An 18124-nucleotide genomic window follows, 5' to 3' on the forward strand; every position below is an offset into this window, starting at 1 on the left:
GTCAAGTTAATTCTTTATTATTATGAGAATGTGAATTAGTATCATTACTCTTTATGTTTTTGATGGTATTATCGTCTTCTTTGTGGATCGACATTTAGGCCACTGCGGTAAAGATCCGTGTTATTTCGTATTGCAACAATATGGGAAAGAGAATGTTTAAAAAGTCATTAAGCCCACTGTTTTTACTGCTTTCTTCACTTGTTATCGCTGGTTGTGATAATGCTCAAGACACATCAACAGCACAATCAGCAGAGAAACAAACTCTCACGATTGAACATTTCCAAGGGACCACTGAAATCCCTGCACACCCACAAAAAGTGGTTGTGATGAATATGGAAACACTCGATATTATTGATGCATTAGGTGTTTCTATTGTGGGTCTTCCACAAACGAATGTTCATTTACCAAAATTCTTAGAGAAATACACCAATCCGAACGACTATATCAATGAAGGTGCATTATTTGAGCCGAACTATGAAAAACTCAGTACAACAGCACCTGATTTAATTTTAAGTGGTAGTCGTGCTCGTGATGCGTATGCAAAATTAAGTGAAATTGCCCCTGCGATTTCGATGGATATCGATCCTAAACGTTTCGTTGAAAGCCTTGCCGAGCGCACAACAACATTAGGTCAAATTTTTGGCAAAGAAGAACAAGCCAAAAAATTACTGGCTGATTTCCATAGCAAAATTGATACCGTAAAAACCAAAACGCCAGACGCAGGTAAAGCAATGGTCGTTTTAGTCAGTGGCGGTAAAATTTCGGCTTATGGTCCAGGCTCTCGCTTTGGCTTTATCTATGATGTATTAGGTTTTGAACCCGCTTATGTTTTTGATAGCCCAGGTTCACACGGCAACATCGTTAACTCTGAATTACTGTTAAAACTTAACCCAGACTGGATGTTTGTTATTGATCGTGATGCCGCAATTGGTCGTGAAGATTCACAACCTGCTCAACAAGTTCTTGATAATGCTCTGGTCAGAAAAGTAAATGCTTGGAATAAAGACCAAGTTATCTATCTTGATGCAAGTTCCATTTATATCTCTGGCGGGATCCAAACATACTCTCGCTTAATGGATACAATTAATCAGGCATTGGATCAAAAAAATAAAGTAACTGAATGAAAACGTTCCATTTATCATTGGGGATAGGCGTCATCGCTATCCTCTCAATGATCAGCCTATTTGTCGGTGCAGGAGATATTACTCCTGCTTCGCTGTTTTCTGATCCCGATATGCGCGATATCTTCTTTATCAGCCGTGTTCCGAGAACCCTATCATTATTACTCGCCGGTGGTGCCATTAGTGTTGCAGGTTTAATCATGCAACTGCTTACGCAAAATCGTTTCGTTGAGCCCTCTCTTGCTGGCACAACGCAATCTGCAAGTCTTGGATTATTAGTCGTCATGCTGCTCTTTCCCGCAGCGAGTATCTTTACCAAAATGATGGTCGCCACTGTTTTTGCCCTTTTGGGGACGTTACTATTTATGTTGCTTTTACAAAGGATCACCTTAAAAACAGCGCTAATAGTTCCTTTAGTTGGCATTATGCTCAGTGCGGTTATTGGCGCACTCACCATCTTCTTAGCCGTGTATTTCGATTTACTGCAATCATTAGATGCATGGACAAGTGGCGATTTTTCAAGTGTATTGCAAGGTCGTTATGAACTGTTATGGCTTGTTGGCGCTCTTGCCTTAATGGCATGTTGGGTTGCAGATAGTTTTACTGTGGCTGGAATGGGCCGAGAGTTCTCGATTAACGTGGGACTGAATTACCGCAAAATCATGATCATTGGATTATCCATTATCGCGCTTATCAGTGGTGTCGTGGTTTCTGTTGTGGGTGCATTGCCTTTCCTTGGTTTAATTGTGCCCAATCTGGTGAGCTTAGTAATGGGGGATAATATACGCAAAACCATCCCTTGGGTCTGCTTAAGTGGTGGTGGGATTGTTTTACTGTGTGATGTGATTGGTCGCCTTATTCGCTACCCATTTGAAATTCCTGCCAGCGTTATTTTAGGCGCTGTGGGTGCCGTTATTTTCCTTTTCTTACTACTAAAGCAGCAACGTTATGCAAAAAGTTAATTCATCCATAATTAGCAAATGTACTGGCGCTGCCGAACATAAGAAAATGCGCCTTTCCCCCATGTCTCGTATCTGGTTATTATTAGGGGCATCGTTATTATCTATTGTGTTATTTATGACGATAAACCTAAACGGCAATATCTCTTATATTCTGACGCATCGTGCTTACATTATTCTCACCATGATTGTGGTGGCATTTGCAGCGGGTGTTTCTACTATCCTGTTCCAAACCATTGCCAATAACCGTATTTTGACGCCTTCACTAATGGGATTAGAAGCCCTGTTCGTGTTGCTACAAACGGTGTTTGTCTTCTTTGAAGGCGATATGCCAGCCTCATGGATGCTGAATCTATCAAAGTTTTTCTTAGAATCGACATTGCTAGTGCTATTTTCCGTTGTACTCTACCGCTGGCTGTTTAGTTCTGTACGTTTTAACATCAATTTAGTCCTCATGATTGGGATTATTTTAGGAACACTATTTCGTAGTTCAGCTACGCTATTACAACGCTTGATGGATCCTAATGAGTTTTCCATTTTACAAAGTCGCATGTTTGCCACATTCACTCGTGCCACTCCTGATCTTATCTTTTGTGCCTTAGCCATTATCGTTGTCGTCGGTATCTTACTGTGGCGAATGCGCTATAGTTTTGATGTCATGGCATTAGGCCAAGCAAATGCCATTAACCTTGGTATTAATTACCGCAAACAGACCACTTATATCCTGTTACTGATTTCTGTTTTAGTTGCCGTTTCTACTGCTTTAGTTGGTCCGTTAACCTTCTTGGGTTTAATTGTGGCTAACCTTGCTTATCATATCAGTGGCAGTAGCCAACACCGTTTCTTGATGCCTGTTGCCTTCCTATTGGGGACTATTGCCTTAATCGGCGGACAACTGGTTTTAGAATATGGCTTAAAAATGACAGGAACACTTTCTGTTGTGATTGAGTTTGTTGGTGGGATGTTCTTTATCTATTTGGTGTTAAGAAGACTTTAATATGATTGAAATCAGCAAAATATCAAAACGTTATCAAGACACAACGGTTCTCGATAATATCACAACAACCATTCAACGTGGCGGTATTACTTCGATCATAGGCCCTAATGGCGCAGGTAAATCCACACTACTTTCGGTTATTGGGCGTTTATTACTTCCTGAAAGTGGCATGGTAAGCGTTAATGGTATGGATGTTGCGGCAACAGATAGCGATGTTCTTGCTAAAAATCTCTCAATACTGCGCCAAGAAAACCAGTTTGTCAGTCGTTTAACCGTAGAAGAATTAGTGAGTTTTGGGCGCTATCCTTACAGTAAAGGGCGTTTAACACTCGATGATAAGAAAGTCATTGATGAATCATTAGCCTTTTTAAATTTGACCGAGTTTCGTCATCGCTATCTAGATGAATTATCGGGCGGGCAACGTCAACGTACCTATGTTGCGATGGTGCTATGTCAAGACACAGAATATGTCATGCTTGACGAACCGCTGAATAATCTTGATATGAAACACGCGGTAATAATGATGAAACTTCTGCGAAAAGCGGCGGATGAATTAGGAAAAACCATTATTATCGTTATTCATGATATCAATTTTGCCTCTGTTTATTCTGACTATATTTTAGCCATGCGGAATGGAAAACTGTATTATCATGGTTCACCCAAAGAGATCATGAAAGCAGATATTATCGAAGATATTTTCGATACTCCCGTTGACGTTAAAGAGCTCGATAATAAGCTAATTGCTATGTATTACTAATTCCAACTAGCTTGATTCGCTTCAATAAAAAGCATGTTGTTCTTCTCATTAACAACATGCTTTTTTTATTCTCTTTTTCCTTGCTGAAGTAACACCGAATCAATATCTTCAAAGATAGATTGCCACTCATTATCGTTAATATCCATTAAGCCTAAATAGCGTAATAGGAATGTGCCTTCTGTTGCTAAAAATGCCAATCGTGCACGTTTTCCAGCTTCTGTCGTCGTATCTATACCCGTTAATCGTTGCTGATACCACGCTTTTGTACTTTGCAAATATTCTGGCGTTTGTAGCAATGCCGCTAATAAACTTGCCCCTTTAGCAAAAGAGATTTGATCATGAGCCTGCGTGGCATAAATATGTGCAGCGACGCGATTTTCAGATGAATCATCATTTTTAATAACTTCTTTAAATTTGGTTTCATAACTCTCTTCCCAATGCTCAAACATCGCATCAATCATCGCTTCTTTACTGCTAAAACAGTATTGGACACCCCCTTTTGAAATGCCCATTCTTTTCGCCACTGTATCAATAGTGAGTGCTGCCGCACCTTGTTCCATTACGATATCGAAGATTGTTTCTAACAACTTCTCCCTATCAATGGTTCTTTGACGTCCCATAAAAAACCTCTTTTCAATACGACCGTATGGATTTATATTATAGCTGCTAGTAAAAATAATACACATAAAAATAACTGAGATTTCTATGATAAAAGATTATAAACGTTGGATAGTCTTACTTTTGGTCTCTAGCATGCTGTTTCTCATTGTTGTTGATGTCACTGTGCTTTATACCGCATTGCCACGTTTAACCCATGATTTAAACGCAAGTGCTTCAGAAAAACTGTGGATAATGAACGCTTATCCTCTTATTGTTGCTGGATTATTACCCGCTGCGGGTATGCTTACGGACAGGATCGGCCATAAAACATTATTTATTAGTGGATTACCGCTGTTTGCGCTCGCTTCATTATGTGCAGCATTTTCACCTTCGGCTACTGCTTTAATTGCTTCTCGCGGTTTTTTAGCCGTAGGCGCCGCAATGAGTATGCCAGCAACACTATCAATAGTGCGCCAAGTTTTTAGCGATCCCCAAGAGCGCGCTATTGCGATTGGTATTTGGTCTGCTGTGGCTTCTGGTGGTGCCGCTTTGGGACCGTTAATTGGTGGAATTCTATTAAACAACTTCTGGTGGGGTTCTGTCTTTTTAATCAACGTTCCCATTGTTCTTTTCGTTTTACCTTTCTCTTTTTGGCTTATCCCTAAGTTTTCGGGACACAGTGATCATAAAATTGATTATTTAAGCTCAGTACTCATTTTAGTGGGTTTGATCAGTGCTATTTATGCCTTAAAAGAAATAGGAAAACCTTATACACAGTGGAATGAAGCTACGATTGCCACTATTATTGCCGTCGTCTTTCTTACTCTATTTACGCTACGCCAACGTCAACAGACTCACCCAATGATTGACTTTACGCTATTTAAAAACCGCTTTTTTAGTGTCGGTATTTTAATGGCTATACTTTCGATGGTGATCATCGTGGGCATTGAATTATTGCTTAGTCAACGTTTACAGCTTGTTGCAGGTTTTACTCCTCTTCATGCAGCGCTGGTTATTTTACCTATTCCGATTGGCTCTGTACTGGCTTCTCCATTAGCAGGTTATTTTTTGGTACGTTTAGGTGAAGTTCGCTTAATTATTGCCGGATTTATACTTACTTTAGTGGGAAATCTGTGGTTACTTGCTGTTTATCAAACAACATCACCCATGGTGTTAATTGGTAGCTTATTCTTCATTGGCTTTGGGTTAGGCATTATTTTTACCACCGCATCGACATCAATTATGTTGAGTGTGGCAGATAACCAAGCAGGAATGGCAGCATCCATTGAAGATGTCGCTTATGAGCTAGGTAGTGTGATTGGTGTAACATTTATGGGCAGTTTGATGAGTACGGTGTATACCTTAAAACTGATATTGCCTGACTCATTAACCATCGATGATACCGTATATGACAGCTTAGATGAGGCGCTTATTGTTGCCGAGAAATTGCCAAATGACGTGGCTTCTCTTGTAATATCTCAAGCAAATATCGCCTTTGAAAATGCTTTTTTTGTCGTGTTAACTGCGACAGCAATGATTACCGCACTTAGCTTGATTTTTTTACCTTATTGCTTACGTAGCACAGTAAGATAAAATGCACTTAATAATAAGTAATTGATAAATAACCTCACGCAATATCATGGTGCGTGAGGTTATTAACTGCAATATTAGATGATATTAAAGCGTAATAATTCCTTTCATTAATAACCCTACTACAACAACATCAAGTAATAATAAAATAACTAAATAAAGTATCTCTTTTGCCTGGAAAATAGGTTTATTATCGTGTTTTTCTTTACGTGACCAAATAAAAATGGGCAATCCGCAAGTTAACAAAATAGGCACTAACGCAACATACTGGATTTGGCTTGCATACAAAATAAAGAGACAGAAAATAACACCTAATACACCACTTAATAATGCTAATTGTCTTCCTGTTTTAGCGTATTGATCATATTGGCGATTAATACAAATCTTGGTGATATAAAGTGTTGTCGTAATATAAGCGGGAACAACCATTAACGCGCTAATGTTATACATTGTATTCCAGGCATTATTAGAAAAGTAGACTAATAGCATTGCCGCCTGCATAACAATACTACTTACCCACAACGATGTATTTGCCGCTTGATTTTTATTCGTACGAGCAAAGACCTTAGGAAATGCGCCCTTTTGACCTGCAACCATTGGGATTTCAGCACATAACATTGTCCATGCTAACCACCCCGCTAATACAGAAATAATCAACCCAACATTCATTAGCCAATCGCCCCAATTTCCAACAACTTTAGCCAATACACCTGCCGTAGAGGGGTTACTTAATTGCGCTAATTGACTTTGTGGCATAACACCAAAGGGTAATACTGATAATAAAATATAAATAATTAATGCTAATAAAAATCCTAATAAAGTGGCTTTACCCACATCTTTCTTATTTTTTGCTCTACCCGATAAAACAACAGCCCCTTCCACACCAATAAATGACCATAATGTTACCGTCATTGGTGCCAAGATTTGTGACATTAACGAGACAGGCTCTGACTTATTACCGACAGTACTCATGATTTGAGGAGATGTTCCCCAAAAATTACTAAATAATTGGTAATAATCAATAAGTACACCAAGCACAATAACAAATAAAATCAATGGCACTAATTTAGCAAGGGTTCCGAGTGTATTAACGAAGCCCGCAACTTTTGTTCCTGATAACACTAAAAAGTTATAGCCCCAAATTAAAATAGAACCACAGATAATCGAATTTAAATTATTACCGTCAGTAAAGACACCAGGGAAAAACTGATCAAATGCATCCATCAAGATAACGGCAAATGCCACGTTACCAAATGCAGTCATTAACCAATAACCCCAAGCCACATTAAATCCAATAAAAGAACCAAAACCCTCTTGTGCATACATATATACGCCTGCCTGAAGATCGGGTCTTAAATCCGATAACAAGCGAAATGCATTAGCAATAAAATAAACGCCAATACCCGCAATAATCCATGCAATAAGCACAGGACCTATTGCTGAACTTGCTGCGGTATTTTGTGGCAAGCTAAACACGCCACCACCTAACATTGAACCTACAACAATTGCAATAAGTGCCAATAAGCCCAATTTTGCACCACTACCTCCCGTTGTATTAGTGGTGTTGCTTGATGATGTTATTTCAGATTTGTTCGCCATAAAAAACCTCTTATCTCCAGATAATCCTATCTGGCACTTTAATCAGTGCCAGATATTTTGATAAAATTGTTATCTCGTTATTGATTATTGACGGCCTTTCTTAATAGCAGAAACATGGCGTTTAAATTTTATATGTGAAGGTAACACTTTCGCTTCGCGTTCATCTTCAACAATAGCTCTAACCCAAAAATCTCCGTTTTCATCTACATTAATTCCCTGAATTTCATGCTCAAATCCTGGAAATTCTTTATCAAAATTCTGTAATGCTTTAAGGTAACCAATAATACCTTGATCCCCTTTAGGTAGGCGTTCACCCGGCATAAGTACAGGAATTCCTGGTGGGTAAGGAACTAACATAGTCGCAGAAATACGGCCTGAAAAATCATCAAGAGGGATATGCTCAGCTTTATAACGAACCACTTTTTGGTAAGCATCAGCGGGGGACATTACAGGTGTAGGGTCGGTATTTACCGCCTCACTAATATGTTTCATTAAATCCAACTCATCCATCTTATTGTGCATAGTTTGGCAAAGTTGTTTTAATGTCATTTTTGCATATTTAGGAGACGCGTCTTTCAGTGATGGGATTGCCTCTGTCGCTAACGCATTTGAATCATAGAGTTTTTTAAAGGTGAGTAAACTTTCTAATAGTGTTCCCCATTTTCCTTTTGTCACGCCAACAGAGAACAGAATTAAAATGGTGTAATCTCCTGTTCTTGCGATCTCAATACGCCGATCATCTAAAAATTTCGTGATGATATAACCAGGAATACCCATTTTTTGGTATTTGCCATCCGCGGTGATCCCAGGGCAAGTTATTGTGACTTTCACGGGATCTAGCATACTGTCGCTATCGGCAATATCTTCATCAGAAAAACCATGCCATTTATCACCCACTTTTAATGTCCAGCAATCTGGCTCTTGGCTTAACAGATTAAGAGGTGCTTGCTCAAAACTGTGGCTTTCACCTGTTTTCGGATCACGTACTTGGGTCGGTTGTAGTACATCAAAGAACCACTCTGATTCACCATTCTGTTCTTTTAATTGACGTTTGACAGAAACAACCGCCTTACGAAAACCAATGGCTTCTTCTATCGATTCCTGTACTAAAGATGGACCTGATTCACCTTTCATCATACCCACAGCAACATCAATAGAAGCAATAATTGGGTAATAAGGCGATGTTGTGCCATGCATCATAAATGAGTCATTAAAATCATCAAAATTTAAAGGCGCACGATCACTTTTCTTCACATGGATCATCGATGCCATAGAGAGTGATGGCAACATTTTATGTGTTGATTGCACCGCAAAAATGGTAGGACGGTTTGGCATATCCTCAGCAACATCCATCGCAAAACGATTTTTATACAGAGGATGAAAACGCGCATAAGCATACCATGCTTCATCAAAATGAATACGGGGTACACTGGCGGCTAAATTTTTTACGACATCATTGACGTTGTAACAAAAACCATCATAAGTGCAGTTGGTAACCACGGCATAAGTAGGCTCCGTACTAACGGCACCTTCTGCTAGCGGGCTCTCTTTTATTAGTTGACGAATACTTGCCTGTGATAATCGTTTGGTTGGAATAGGGCCAATTAATCCGTATCCATTACGTGTTGGTTTCAAATAAACAGGGCGTCCTTGTGAAAGCGTCAAACCATGATTAAGCGATTTATGGCAGTTTCTATCAACGACTACGATTTCATTAGCACCTACAGCACCTTGAGCAACAATACGATTAGAGCCTGATGAGCCAGACACACCATAAAATGTCCAATCAGCACCAAATAGCTCTGCGGCAATTTCTTCTGATGTTTTTGATGGCCCAGCATGAATAAGATAGTCACCCATTTCAGCCGTCGCGACACCAATATCCGCCCGCATCATATTTTCACCAAAGAAGTTAATAAACTCGATGCCAATAGGATGTTTTAAATATGCCATACCGCCCATATGCCCGGGGCAATCCCAGTAATAATCACCATCCTCAGTGAAATTTTTTAATGTTTTAAAATAAGGTGGTAAAAGACTTTCTGCATAGCGATGAATTAATGTATAAATGCGATTCGCCGTAAATGTAGCTGTTTCTGAGTAAAGATAGATATATTCGCTAACTTCTTTAAGAATATTGATAGAGACATTATCTGTAATATTTTCTTCGGAGATTAATAATATCGGTGTATCTGAATTTCTCTGTCTGAATAATGAAATAAAACCTTCGGCTTCTATATTCATTTTGGGATTATTTTTATCCCAAAAAATACCAACGGCACTATATTTCGGGCTTTCTTTTATATATTTAATACCATGATCAATATTATCTGCAATTTGAGCTACAAATCCACGTTCAGCAATTGCTTTTTGTAAAGATGTTAATGCCTGTTTAGCGGGGCTATCTTCTTTTAGCCCAGATGAAGAGACAAATAATACATTATGATTAAATTTCACGGACACCTCCATAGGTATCAAATACCTATATTTATTAGGTTTACATTACATTACTCATTTTGCTTCACAAAAAATCAGTTGGTCATTTCACAATGATCAAATTAAAATTTAATAAAATCATTCAAATATAAAATAATAGTTAATATGTCCAGCATGATAATAAAAATAAAGAACGCACGTTCTGTGGGCGTAAATATCACTTTTTTCTCTTGATATCGAGACCACACAAAGAGGGGGATCCCCAAAGTCAGTAAAATAGGAACCATTACTAAATACTTTATTTCACAGGCATAAAACATAAATAGACAAAAGGCTAACCCAATAAAACCACTAATCAAGGCTGAGATTTTTCCTTTATCTGCATATTTAGAAAAATCGCCTGATAAGCAAAGTTGTAATAAATATGCTGAGGAAGTTAAATAAGCGGGTAAAACCATTAATGCGGAAATGGCTAACATTGTTAACCAAGCATTGTTGGAGAAATAAACAACAAAGACGACTAACTGCATAAATAGGCTACTGACCCAAAGTGATACGCTAGCAGCGCCATTATCATTTTTAGTGGCAAAGGCTTTCGGGAAAGTTCCGTTCTGAGCTGCGGCCATAGGAATTTCAGCACAAATCATTGTCCACGCTAACCAACTGGTTAATACGGAAACCAAAACGCCAATATTAATTAACCATTCACCCCAATCTCCTGACACTGTTTTTAATATTCCTGCCGTAGAGGGCGTGGGGATCATGCTTAATGTTTTTTGAGATAAAACACCAAAAGGTAATATTGAAATAAAAATACAAATAATCAGTGAGACAATAAAGCCGATCAACGTGGCTTTCCCCACATCTTTCTTATTTCGAGCGCGTCCAGATAACGCAACAGCGCCTTCTACACCGATAAAACACCATAAAGCAACATCGAGTGGCGCTAATATTTGTTCTGAAATAGAACCCAGATTATCAGCCGGTATAGAGGCAGAATTTCCCCAAAAATTATTGGTGAGTTCTTCATAATTAAGAAAATAAACGAGAATAAAAACAAAAATACTTAAAGGAATTAACTTAGCAAATGTCCCGATAATATTAATTGCGCCCGCTAACTTTGTACCGGATAAAACCAGGTAATTAAATCCCCAAATGAGAATAGAGGCACCAATAATAGAAGGAATATTATTTCCTCCCTTAAAATCACCAGGTAAAAAATAATTTAAAGTATCCATAACCATAATAGCAAAAGCAACATTACTAAATATGGTCATTAACCAATAGCCCCACGCCACAATAAAAGCGACAAAAGATCCAAATCCTTCACGAGCATACATATAAATACCCGCTTGGAGATCTGGACGAACGTCAGATAGCACCATAAAAATACGAGCAATAAAATACATGCCAAAACCACAAATAAGCCAAGCAACAATAACTGGACCTACTTCCGAGGTTGCAGCCATATTTTGTGGTAGACCATCAACACCACTGCCTATCATTGAACTAATGACGATAGCAACAAGTGCAAGCAAGCCTATTTTTTGGCTTGCATTGTTATTAGAAGCGCCCTTTGACATATTATTATTAACCCTATTGCAACAATAATTTTATTAAAACTATTAGTTAATTTTTAATTATAGTTAAATATAAAAATGACACAGGTTTTTATCCTATATATCACTGTAATAATGATGTGCATAACCTATTTAAGATGAACAATCGTATACTCTGTGCTAATTATTTAATCATCTTGTGATGAAAAATAACAAACAAAACAACTAAAAAATAGATATAAGTCAAAAAAAAACACTAATACAAGAATAATTATAATTTATTCATTCATTGTGTTAGATATAAAAAACCAATTATTATTAATCTTATTAAGATTATTATAATTGTATATTTAAACCTTTATAAAAAAATCACTATATATAAAACATTCAACGAGTTAAAGACAAAAAACCTTATTTAAAAATAATTGATATAGTTAATACTATCTACGTATTAATATGTAGGTATATATTAAGAATATACTCTTTAAGCGGATATTTTTAATTTAGATATTAAAAACAATCTATATTTAATCCATCCAGACTAAAATGAGAAGGCGATTGTCCCATCTGCTTTTTAAACATCGTTGAGAAAGAGCCGGCACTGTTATAACCCAAATCAAAAGCAATTTCAGTGATCCCGCGGCCTGATAATATTTGTGTTAATGAATTCAATAAACAGACCTGTTGTCGCCATTGTGAAAATGACATTCCTGTTTGTTGGCGGAAAAAACGACTAAAAGAACGCTCACTTTTATGTAATTTATCTGCCCACTGTTGTGGTAAAGAATCTATTTTAGGATTACGAATAAAATCACGACATAGTTGAGCTAATTTACCGTCTTGTGGAATTGGCGCAAAAAACGGTAACGGTTTTGCTTTCGCTAACTCACATAAGATTAACTGCATTAACAGACCATCCCGACCTTTTTTATCATATTCTGCGGGCACATCTACAGCATCAAGCAAGAGTTGACGAAAAAGAGGAGAAACACTGACAACCTCACATTGTTTACTATGACGCGGTGCTGCAGAAGGTTCAATATATAGGCTACGAGTGCTCACATCTAGCATACGCGTTTCATGCCCAGTTTCTGGCGGGATCCACACACCACAAGACGGTGGGATAACCCACTCACCATCATTGGTACTCACTTCAATTAAACCGGTGGCAGGATATAAAAATTGAGCTCGGCGATGTTGATGCGTTTCTAACAAAGTATTGGGCAAATAATCTGTACCCAGCGCAATAACATCTCGGTCAAGTGAATCAACGCTTTTTAAAGGTACATTTCTCACAATTAAGCCACTCTCTTTTTATTTTCATTCTTTTAATATAACAGTTCTCACGCACACTACACACTGGCAAATAATGAGCCCTATGATTAAAATCGATATATATCTAAATAGATAACGTAAGTGCCTTATGTGAAATTTCAACCTTCTTGATATCTATTTAACAAACTTTATTAACAATCAAAAAACGCACTTTTAACACCCCTCGTAAATAGGCTGAAATTCAAATGTCATTGTCTGGTTTTAGAATGTTGGCAAAAGATTAATCAACTACTATCCCTCTCGCAGAGGTTATTTCGCGCATTCTGCAATTATCTATGCATTCAATAATAATGCAGCGGATACCAGACATTCCCTTTATTCATAGTCTAGAAAAATCACGCACATTCTTTATATCAAGTATCGGGTATATCGGGATCCGCCTATTATGTTTAAGGTAGAGTTCATTATGAGCAATCAGTCCGATCACGATAGTGATACAAAGAGTATTCTCAACGATGTTAGCCGCCGCCACTTTATTCAAGCGAGCTCAGCATTAGTTACCCTTCCATTTCTCGCTTCAAACACTTTTGCGGCGACATCAGATAACGCTATCCCAGTAAAATCAATAACAACCGAAGATAGTGAGCGTGTTGTTTCAACGTGTAGTAGCTTTGACTGTGGCGGTAAATGTGACATCCGTGCCCATGTAAAAGATGGCAAAGTTACCCGTATTAGTACACGTCCAGATGCTGATTTAGATGAAGAGATGCCAATTATGCGTGCCTGTGTACGAGGCCGTGGTTATCGTAAATTTGTTTATCATCCAGACCGTTTAAAATACCCAATGAAACGCGTTGGGAAACGGGGAGAAGGAAAATTTGAGCGCATTACTTGGGAAGAAGCAACCACACTTATTGCGCAAAATATGCAACGCATTAACCAGCAATATGGTCCAGCCTCTCGCTTTGTCAGCTTAAGTACCGGTGTGACTGGTGGTATTTTCTCAGGTGCGAATATGTTACGTCGCCTATTTAATCTCACGGGTGGTTTTCTGGAAAATTATCACTCTGTCAGTAACGGCAATACGCTTGCAGTCACCCCTTATACTTACGGCACCGCAGCCAGTGGTAGTACACTCGATACGTTAGAAAATACCCCTCTTGTGATTTTATGGGGTCATAACCCTAATGAAACTATTTTTGGTCATTCAAACCATTTCTTCCAGAAAATGAAGAAAAACGGCACTAAATTTATTGTCGTTGACCCACGTTATTCTGATACCGCCTCTTCTTTAGCGGATCAGTGGATCCCTTTACTGCCAACAACAGATAATGCCATGATGGATGCGATGATGTATGTCATCGTAAGTGAAAACCTTCATGATCAAGCATTTATCGATAAATACACGATTGGCTTTGATGAACACCAAATGCCAGAAGGCGTGGGTGAAAATGAGTCTTTAGTTGCCTATTTAATGGGTAAAAAAGATGGCATTAAGAAAACCCCTGAATGGGCTGAAACCATCACTAAAGTACCAGCAGATACTATTAAACAATTAGCTCGTGAATACGCATCGACAAAACCAGCAGCATTAATGCAAGGCTGGGGGCCTCAGCGCCATATTTGTGGTGAACGGACGGCGCGTGGTGCAACATTACTTGCGACTATTACCGGTAATGTAGGTGTTCGTGGCGGTTGGGCTGCGGGTTATGGTATGGCATTAAACTCCGAACTACGTAAGACCATTGCGGGGCCAAGTCTATTAACCAACCCAGTAAAAGCAAAAATCAATATCACCAACTGGGTACAAGCGTGCGAAGATAGAAATTTAGTCACACCGCAAAATGGGTTACTGAATGCAGAGAAACTTGATACTGAAATCAAGATGATTTTCTCAATGGCAGGTAACTACATGACAAACCAAAATACCGATATCCTTCATGCCGCAAAAGTACTTGAAGATGAATCAAAAGTAGAATTTATTGTTTGTAGTGATCTCTATCTGACACCCAGCGCAAAATATGCCGATATCTTACTGCCAGAAACCAGCTTCTTAGAACGCTGGAACATCGGTGGTACATGGAGTTATGGCGACTATATTATTCTTTCTGAAAAAGTAATTGAGCCTGAATTTGAGCGTCGCACTGACTATGATTGGTTACGTGAAGTTGCCGATAAATTAGGGGTAGGTGAACAATTTAGCGAAGGTAAAGAGACGGATCGTGATTGGATTGAATATTTAGTCGATGACGCAAGTGTCAAACGTCCTGAAGACGGTATTCCAACCTTTAAAGAGCTATTGGTGAAACGTCGTCATCTATTAAAACATCGCCCGCATACTCAAAATGTCGCGTTTGAGAAAAATATCCAAGATATCGAGAATAATCCATTCCCAACACCATCAGGCAAAATTGAGATTTTCTCTAAGCGCTTATATGACATGAATAATGTCGATATTCCTGCACTCTCTCATTATGTACCCGCTATTGAGGGCCCTGAAGATACGTTAACGGATAAATACCCATTACAACTTATCACATGGAAAGGACGTAACCGCGCAAATTCAACACAATTTGCCAACCCTTGGTTGCAAGAAGTGCAACGCCAAGAACTCTGGTTAAACCCGTTAGATGCCCAAGATAGAAACATCAAAGAAGGCGAGAAAGTCAAAGTGTATAACGATCGTGGGATCACGATGGTTCCCGTCAAATTAACACAACGAATTATGCCTGGTGTCGTCGCCTTGCAAGCCGGTGCTTGGTGGCAACCTGATGCAAAAGGCATAGATCAAGGTGGATGTGCCAACGTATTAACATCATCCCGTAGCACCGCAATGGCACATGGCAATGCTCACCAAACATTATTGGTCGAGGTAGCAAAAGTATGAGTAAATTTATCGTTTATCCTGCCGTGAGCAACAAACAGTTAGGATTTTATATCGACAGTGCTCGCTGCTCAGGTTGTAAAGCGTGTCAGGTAGCTTGTAAAGATAAAAACAACCTTGATGTCGGACGCAAATTTCGTCGTGTCTATGAAATCACTGGTGGGGGTTATACCCGTAATTCTAAAGGCGCGCTGGTCAATAATGTCTTTGCTTACACGTTATCTATTTCTTGCAACCATTGTGACGATCCGATTTGCGTTAAAAACTGCCCAACGACAGCAATGCATAAGCGTGAAGGAGACGGTATTGTCATGGTCGATACAGACAAATGTGTCGGTTGTGGTGCTTGTGCATGGTCTTGCCCTTATGGCGCGCCACAGATGAACCCAGAAACTAAACAGATGTCAAAATGCGACTTTTGTATTGATTTACAGCAAAAAGGTGAACAACCCGTTTGTGTCGCCACTTGCCCGCTAGGCGCAATCCAATTTGGTCCTATTGATGAACTACGTGAACGCTATGGCGATTTAGATTATGTCACGGGTTTACCTTCCCCTGAAATAACACATCCCAACCTTGTTATTAACCCACATCAGGGTGCAAATAATGACGGAATTAATAATAAGGGAGAAAGAAAATGAATGAATGGTCATTATTAATCTTCACATTCATGATGAATGCGACCATCGGTCTTGCACTAACAACAGGTTTTTTTGCGTGTCGCCTTTCTCATTATCTTAATGCAGAAAGCTATTATCGCTTTATGCTATTGACCTTATTCGTTATTTGCGGATTGGCGGGTCTAGGTTCTATTGCCTCAATCACTCACTTAGGTGTGCCCTTAAATGCCCCTAATGCGATTAGAAATGTTTTTTCTGCTTGGCTCAGTCGTGAAGTTGCCGTCACGGCTATTTTCGTTGGCTGTTTAGGCTTAACCTTTTTATGGCTCTGGCGTACTCGCAAACTCTCAATGTTGTTATTGAGTACCAGCATTCTGATTGGGTTATTTGATATTTACTGCATGGCATCGATTTATCGCCATACTTCCATTTTGACATGGATGGATCCAAACACTTACGTGATGTTCTTCGGGGCAATGCTAACACTAGGTTCAGCTATTTTCTTTTTACTTATCAAAGTATTACAACGTATTGGAAATAAGTTAGGTATTGAAATACCACAAACCTCTTTCCCAATGCGCTGGAAATGGCAGTTATGGGGAATAATGGCATTTAGCTTAATAGGTCGATTACTGTATCAACCTTTTTATGAGCAATATTTAACTAGCACGCTCTATAGCCAAAAATCGGTGACATTTCCGTTATCACCTATTCAAGTCTATTACTCCATTGGTTCGTTACGGACGATATGCTGGATCTTAGCAACCTTTGCAGTATTGGCTTGTGGCTATAGTTTAGTGAAATTCCTAGCCCCTAAAAATCAAGATAAATCAACTGAGTCTATCTTTGTGTTTGGCTGTGTGATCGCCATTATCGCTGACTTTATGTTGCGCTATGTTTTCTACTCAATTCACTAATTGTCATTGAGCAAATCGTTTAAATAATAAAAAAAACAAACCTCATTAATTGGGGTTTGTGTAAGGAAGTATCAAAAATTATGAGCAGACTCTCTTATTATGCAGCTGCATTTAATTTATTGGGAATTTGTTATTTATTCCCACCTGATGATGACACCAATAAAACTGCACTCAACTTTTTTAAAACCGGGGATTTTGCAGCGCAGTGGCCTTGTAAAATTGAAAGCTGTCTGTGTGAACGTTTAATTAATTCTGTTTCTATCGAGACAGAGCAATTAAAAATCCAATGGCAAAATCTTTTTGTTGGTCCTAATGCGTTGCCCGCTCCTCCTTGGGGTTCGGTCTATTTAGATCCTGAAGGTTTATTACAAGGGGATTCGACTCTTGCACTGAGTGAATTTTTAAAACGGGAACGTTTAAAAGTAAACACACCTTTTCCAGAGCCGATTGATCATATCGGTTTGATGTTATTTCAAGCGGCAGTATTGGCTTCGGAAAAAAGAGAAGAAGCGGTTAATGAACTATTATCCCTTCATTTGACCACTTGGCTACCTCACTATTTAAATAAATTAAAAATGAGTGGGTATAGCCAATTTTATAGCACGTTAACAGAACTGGTAACCATCACGGTGAACGCATTCAGAAAATAGAAATTTATTAATAACTTATCATCCTAACATAATTATTTAAGGTAATTTGGACCACGCACCCAAATTACCTTTTTTAATGATTATGATTTTAATCTTAAGCGTTTTGTTAAACGGCGTAGGTTAGCCGGATCAAGTGATAATTCTCACGCAGTTGCTACCC

At 38.7% G+C, this 18124-nt stretch carries 14 protein-coding genes; 9 read left to right on the plus strand and 5 right to left on the minus strand.

Going from position 1 to position 18124, the window contains the following annotated elements; translation table 11 throughout:
* The first annotated feature begins 152 nt into the window (after window positions 1-152).
* The 4 genes from SB028_RS18715 to SB028_RS18730 are packed head-to-tail and all read left to right on the plus strand — an operon-like array spanning window position 153 to window position 3834.
* A complete protein-coding gene (locus SB028_RS18715) occupies window positions 153-1124 on the plus strand; it encodes a siderophore ABC transporter substrate-binding protein (RefSeq protein WP_069369488.1) in 972 nt (323 codons plus the stop codon).
* Entirely contained in the window at window positions 1121-2083 is a 963-nt protein-coding gene (locus SB028_RS18720; RefSeq protein WP_069369487.1) for an ABC transporter permease, read from the plus strand. Before SB028_RS18715 ends, SB028_RS18720 begins: the two co-directional genes overlap by 4 nt.
* On the plus strand, window positions 2070-3077 hold the full coding sequence (locus tag SB028_RS18725) for an iron chelate uptake ABC transporter family permease subunit (protein ID WP_069369486.1): 1008 nt from the start codon (window positions 2070-2072) through the stop codon (window positions 3075-3077). The genes SB028_RS18720 and SB028_RS18725 overlap by 14 nt, the downstream gene beginning before the upstream one ends.
* A 1-nt stretch (window position 3078) precedes the next feature.
* Window positions 3079-3834, plus strand: a complete 756-nt coding sequence (locus tag SB028_RS18730; RefSeq protein ID WP_069369485.1) for an ABC transporter ATP-binding protein — start codon at window positions 3079-3081, stop codon at window positions 3832-3834.
* 65 nt (window positions 3835-3899) lie between these two features.
* Here SB028_RS18730 and SB028_RS18735 read toward each other — a convergent pair whose 3' ends face one another.
* Window positions 3900-4454 (minus strand): TetR/AcrR family transcriptional regulator, encoded by a 555-nt coding sequence (locus SB028_RS18735; RefSeq protein ID WP_069369484.1) that lies wholly within the window; start codon window positions 4452-4454, stop codon window positions 3900-3902.
* Window positions 4455-4539: 85 nt separating this feature from the next.
* On the opposite strand from SB028_RS18735, the gene SB028_RS18740 reads away from it, so the two are divergent.
* The gene (locus SB028_RS18740; protein WP_069369483.1) at window positions 4540-6027 is read left to right on the plus strand and encodes an MFS transporter; all 1488 of its coding nucleotides are present in this window, start codon (window positions 4540-4542) and stop codon (window positions 6025-6027) included.
* An 84-nt stretch (window positions 6028-6111) separates the two neighbouring features.
* Here SB028_RS18740 and SB028_RS18745 read toward each other — a convergent pair whose 3' ends face one another.
* The 4 genes from SB028_RS18745 to SB028_RS18760 all read right to left on the minus strand — a co-directional run bounded on the left by SB028_RS18745 (window position 6112) and on the right by SB028_RS18760 (window position 12914).
* The gene (locus SB028_RS18745) at window positions 6112-7623 is read right to left on the minus strand and encodes a basic amino acid/polyamine antiporter (RefSeq protein ID WP_077885151.1); all 1512 of its coding nucleotides are present in this window, start codon (window positions 7621-7623) and stop codon (window positions 6112-6114) included.
* Between the two features lie 84 nt (window positions 7624-7707).
* Window positions 7708-10080, minus strand: coding sequence for an Orn/Lys/Arg decarboxylase N-terminal domain-containing protein (locus SB028_RS18750; RefSeq protein ID WP_069369482.1), 2373 nt, complete (start codon window positions 10078-10080; stop codon window positions 7708-7710).
* A 101-nt stretch (window positions 10081-10181) separates the two neighbouring features.
* Window positions 10182-11642 carry a basic amino acid/polyamine antiporter gene (locus tag SB028_RS18755; protein WP_069369481.1) on the minus strand — a complete coding sequence of 487 codons (1461 nt, stop codon included), beginning with the start codon at window positions 11640-11642 and terminating at the stop codon, window positions 10182-10184.
* A 486-nt stretch (window positions 11643-12128) separates the two neighbouring features.
* Window positions 12129-12914 carry an AraC family transcriptional regulator gene (locus SB028_RS18760; RefSeq protein WP_069369480.1) on the minus strand — a complete coding sequence of 262 codons (786 nt, stop codon included), beginning with the start codon at window positions 12912-12914 and terminating at the stop codon, window positions 12129-12131.
* A 445-nt stretch (window positions 12915-13359) separates the two neighbouring features.
* Between SB028_RS18760 and SB028_RS18765 the strand changes: the two genes are divergently transcribed.
* From SB028_RS18765 to SB028_RS18780, 4 genes are all read left to right on the plus strand, one after another.
* Window positions 13360-15780 carry a DMSO/selenate family reductase complex A subunit gene (locus SB028_RS18765; protein ID WP_069369479.1) on the plus strand — a complete coding sequence of 807 codons (2421 nt, stop codon included), beginning with the start codon at window positions 13360-13362 and terminating at the stop codon, window positions 15778-15780.
* Complete coding sequence (locus SB028_RS18770; protein WP_069369478.1) at window positions 15777-16418, plus strand: DMSO/selenate family reductase complex B subunit; 642 nt, start codon at window positions 15777-15779, stop codon at window positions 16416-16418. The genes SB028_RS18765 and SB028_RS18770 overlap by 4 nt, the downstream gene beginning before the upstream one ends.
* Window positions 16415-17314 carry a dimethyl sulfoxide reductase anchor subunit family protein gene (locus tag SB028_RS18775; RefSeq protein WP_069369477.1) on the plus strand — a complete coding sequence of 300 codons (900 nt, stop codon included), beginning with the start codon at window positions 16415-16417 and terminating at the stop codon, window positions 17312-17314. Before SB028_RS18770 ends, SB028_RS18775 begins: the two co-directional genes overlap by 4 nt.
* Before the next feature lie 80 nt (window positions 17315-17394).
* On the plus strand, window positions 17395-17964 hold the full coding sequence (locus tag SB028_RS18780; protein WP_069369476.1) for a molecular chaperone TorD family protein: 570 nt from the start codon (window positions 17395-17397) through the stop codon (window positions 17962-17964).
* Window positions 17965-18124: the final 160 nt, after the last annotated feature.

Source organism: Proteus vulgaris (assembly GCF_033708015.1).
GTDB lineage: Bacteria > Pseudomonadota > Gammaproteobacteria > Enterobacterales > Enterobacteriaceae > Proteus.

Coding starts and splice junctions, on each gene's coding strand:
- SB028_RS18715 (WP_069369488.1), top strand. CDS start 153: ATGTTTAAAAAGTCATTAAGCCCACTGTTTTTACTGCTTTCTTCACTT.
- SB028_RS18720 (WP_069369487.1), top strand. CDS start 1,121: ATGAAAACGTTCCATTTATCATTGGGGATAGGCGTCATCGCTATCCTC.
- SB028_RS18725 (WP_069369486.1), top strand. CDS start 2,070: ATGCAAAAAGTTAATTCATCCATAATTAGCAAATGTACTGGCGCTGCC.
- SB028_RS18730 (WP_069369485.1), top strand. CDS start 3,079: ATGATTGAAATCAGCAAAATATCAAAACGTTATCAAGACACAACGGTT.
- SB028_RS18735 (WP_069369484.1), bottom strand. CDS start 4,454: ATGGGACGTCAAAGAACCATTGATAGGGAGAAGTTGTTAGAAACAATC.
- SB028_RS18740 (WP_069369483.1), top strand. CDS start 4,540: ATGATAAAAGATTATAAACGTTGGATAGTCTTACTTTTGGTCTCTAGC.
- SB028_RS18745 (WP_077885151.1), bottom strand. CDS start 7,623: ATGGCGAACAAATCTGAAATAACATCATCAAGCAACACCACTAATACA.
- SB028_RS18755 (WP_069369481.1), bottom strand. CDS start 11,642: ATGTCAAAGGGCGCTTCTAATAACAATGCAAGCCAAAAAATAGGCTTG.
- SB028_RS18765 (WP_069369479.1), top strand. CDS start 13,360: ATGAGCAATCAGTCCGATCACGATAGTGATACAAAGAGTATTCTCAAC.
- SB028_RS18770 (WP_069369478.1), top strand. CDS start 15,777: ATGAGTAAATTTATCGTTTATCCTGCCGTGAGCAACAAACAGTTAGGA.
- SB028_RS18775 (WP_069369477.1), top strand. CDS start 16,415: ATGAATGAATGGTCATTATTAATCTTCACATTCATGATGAATGCGACC.
- SB028_RS18780 (WP_069369476.1), top strand. CDS start 17,395: ATGAGCAGACTCTCTTATTATGCAGCTGCATTTAATTTATTGGGAATT.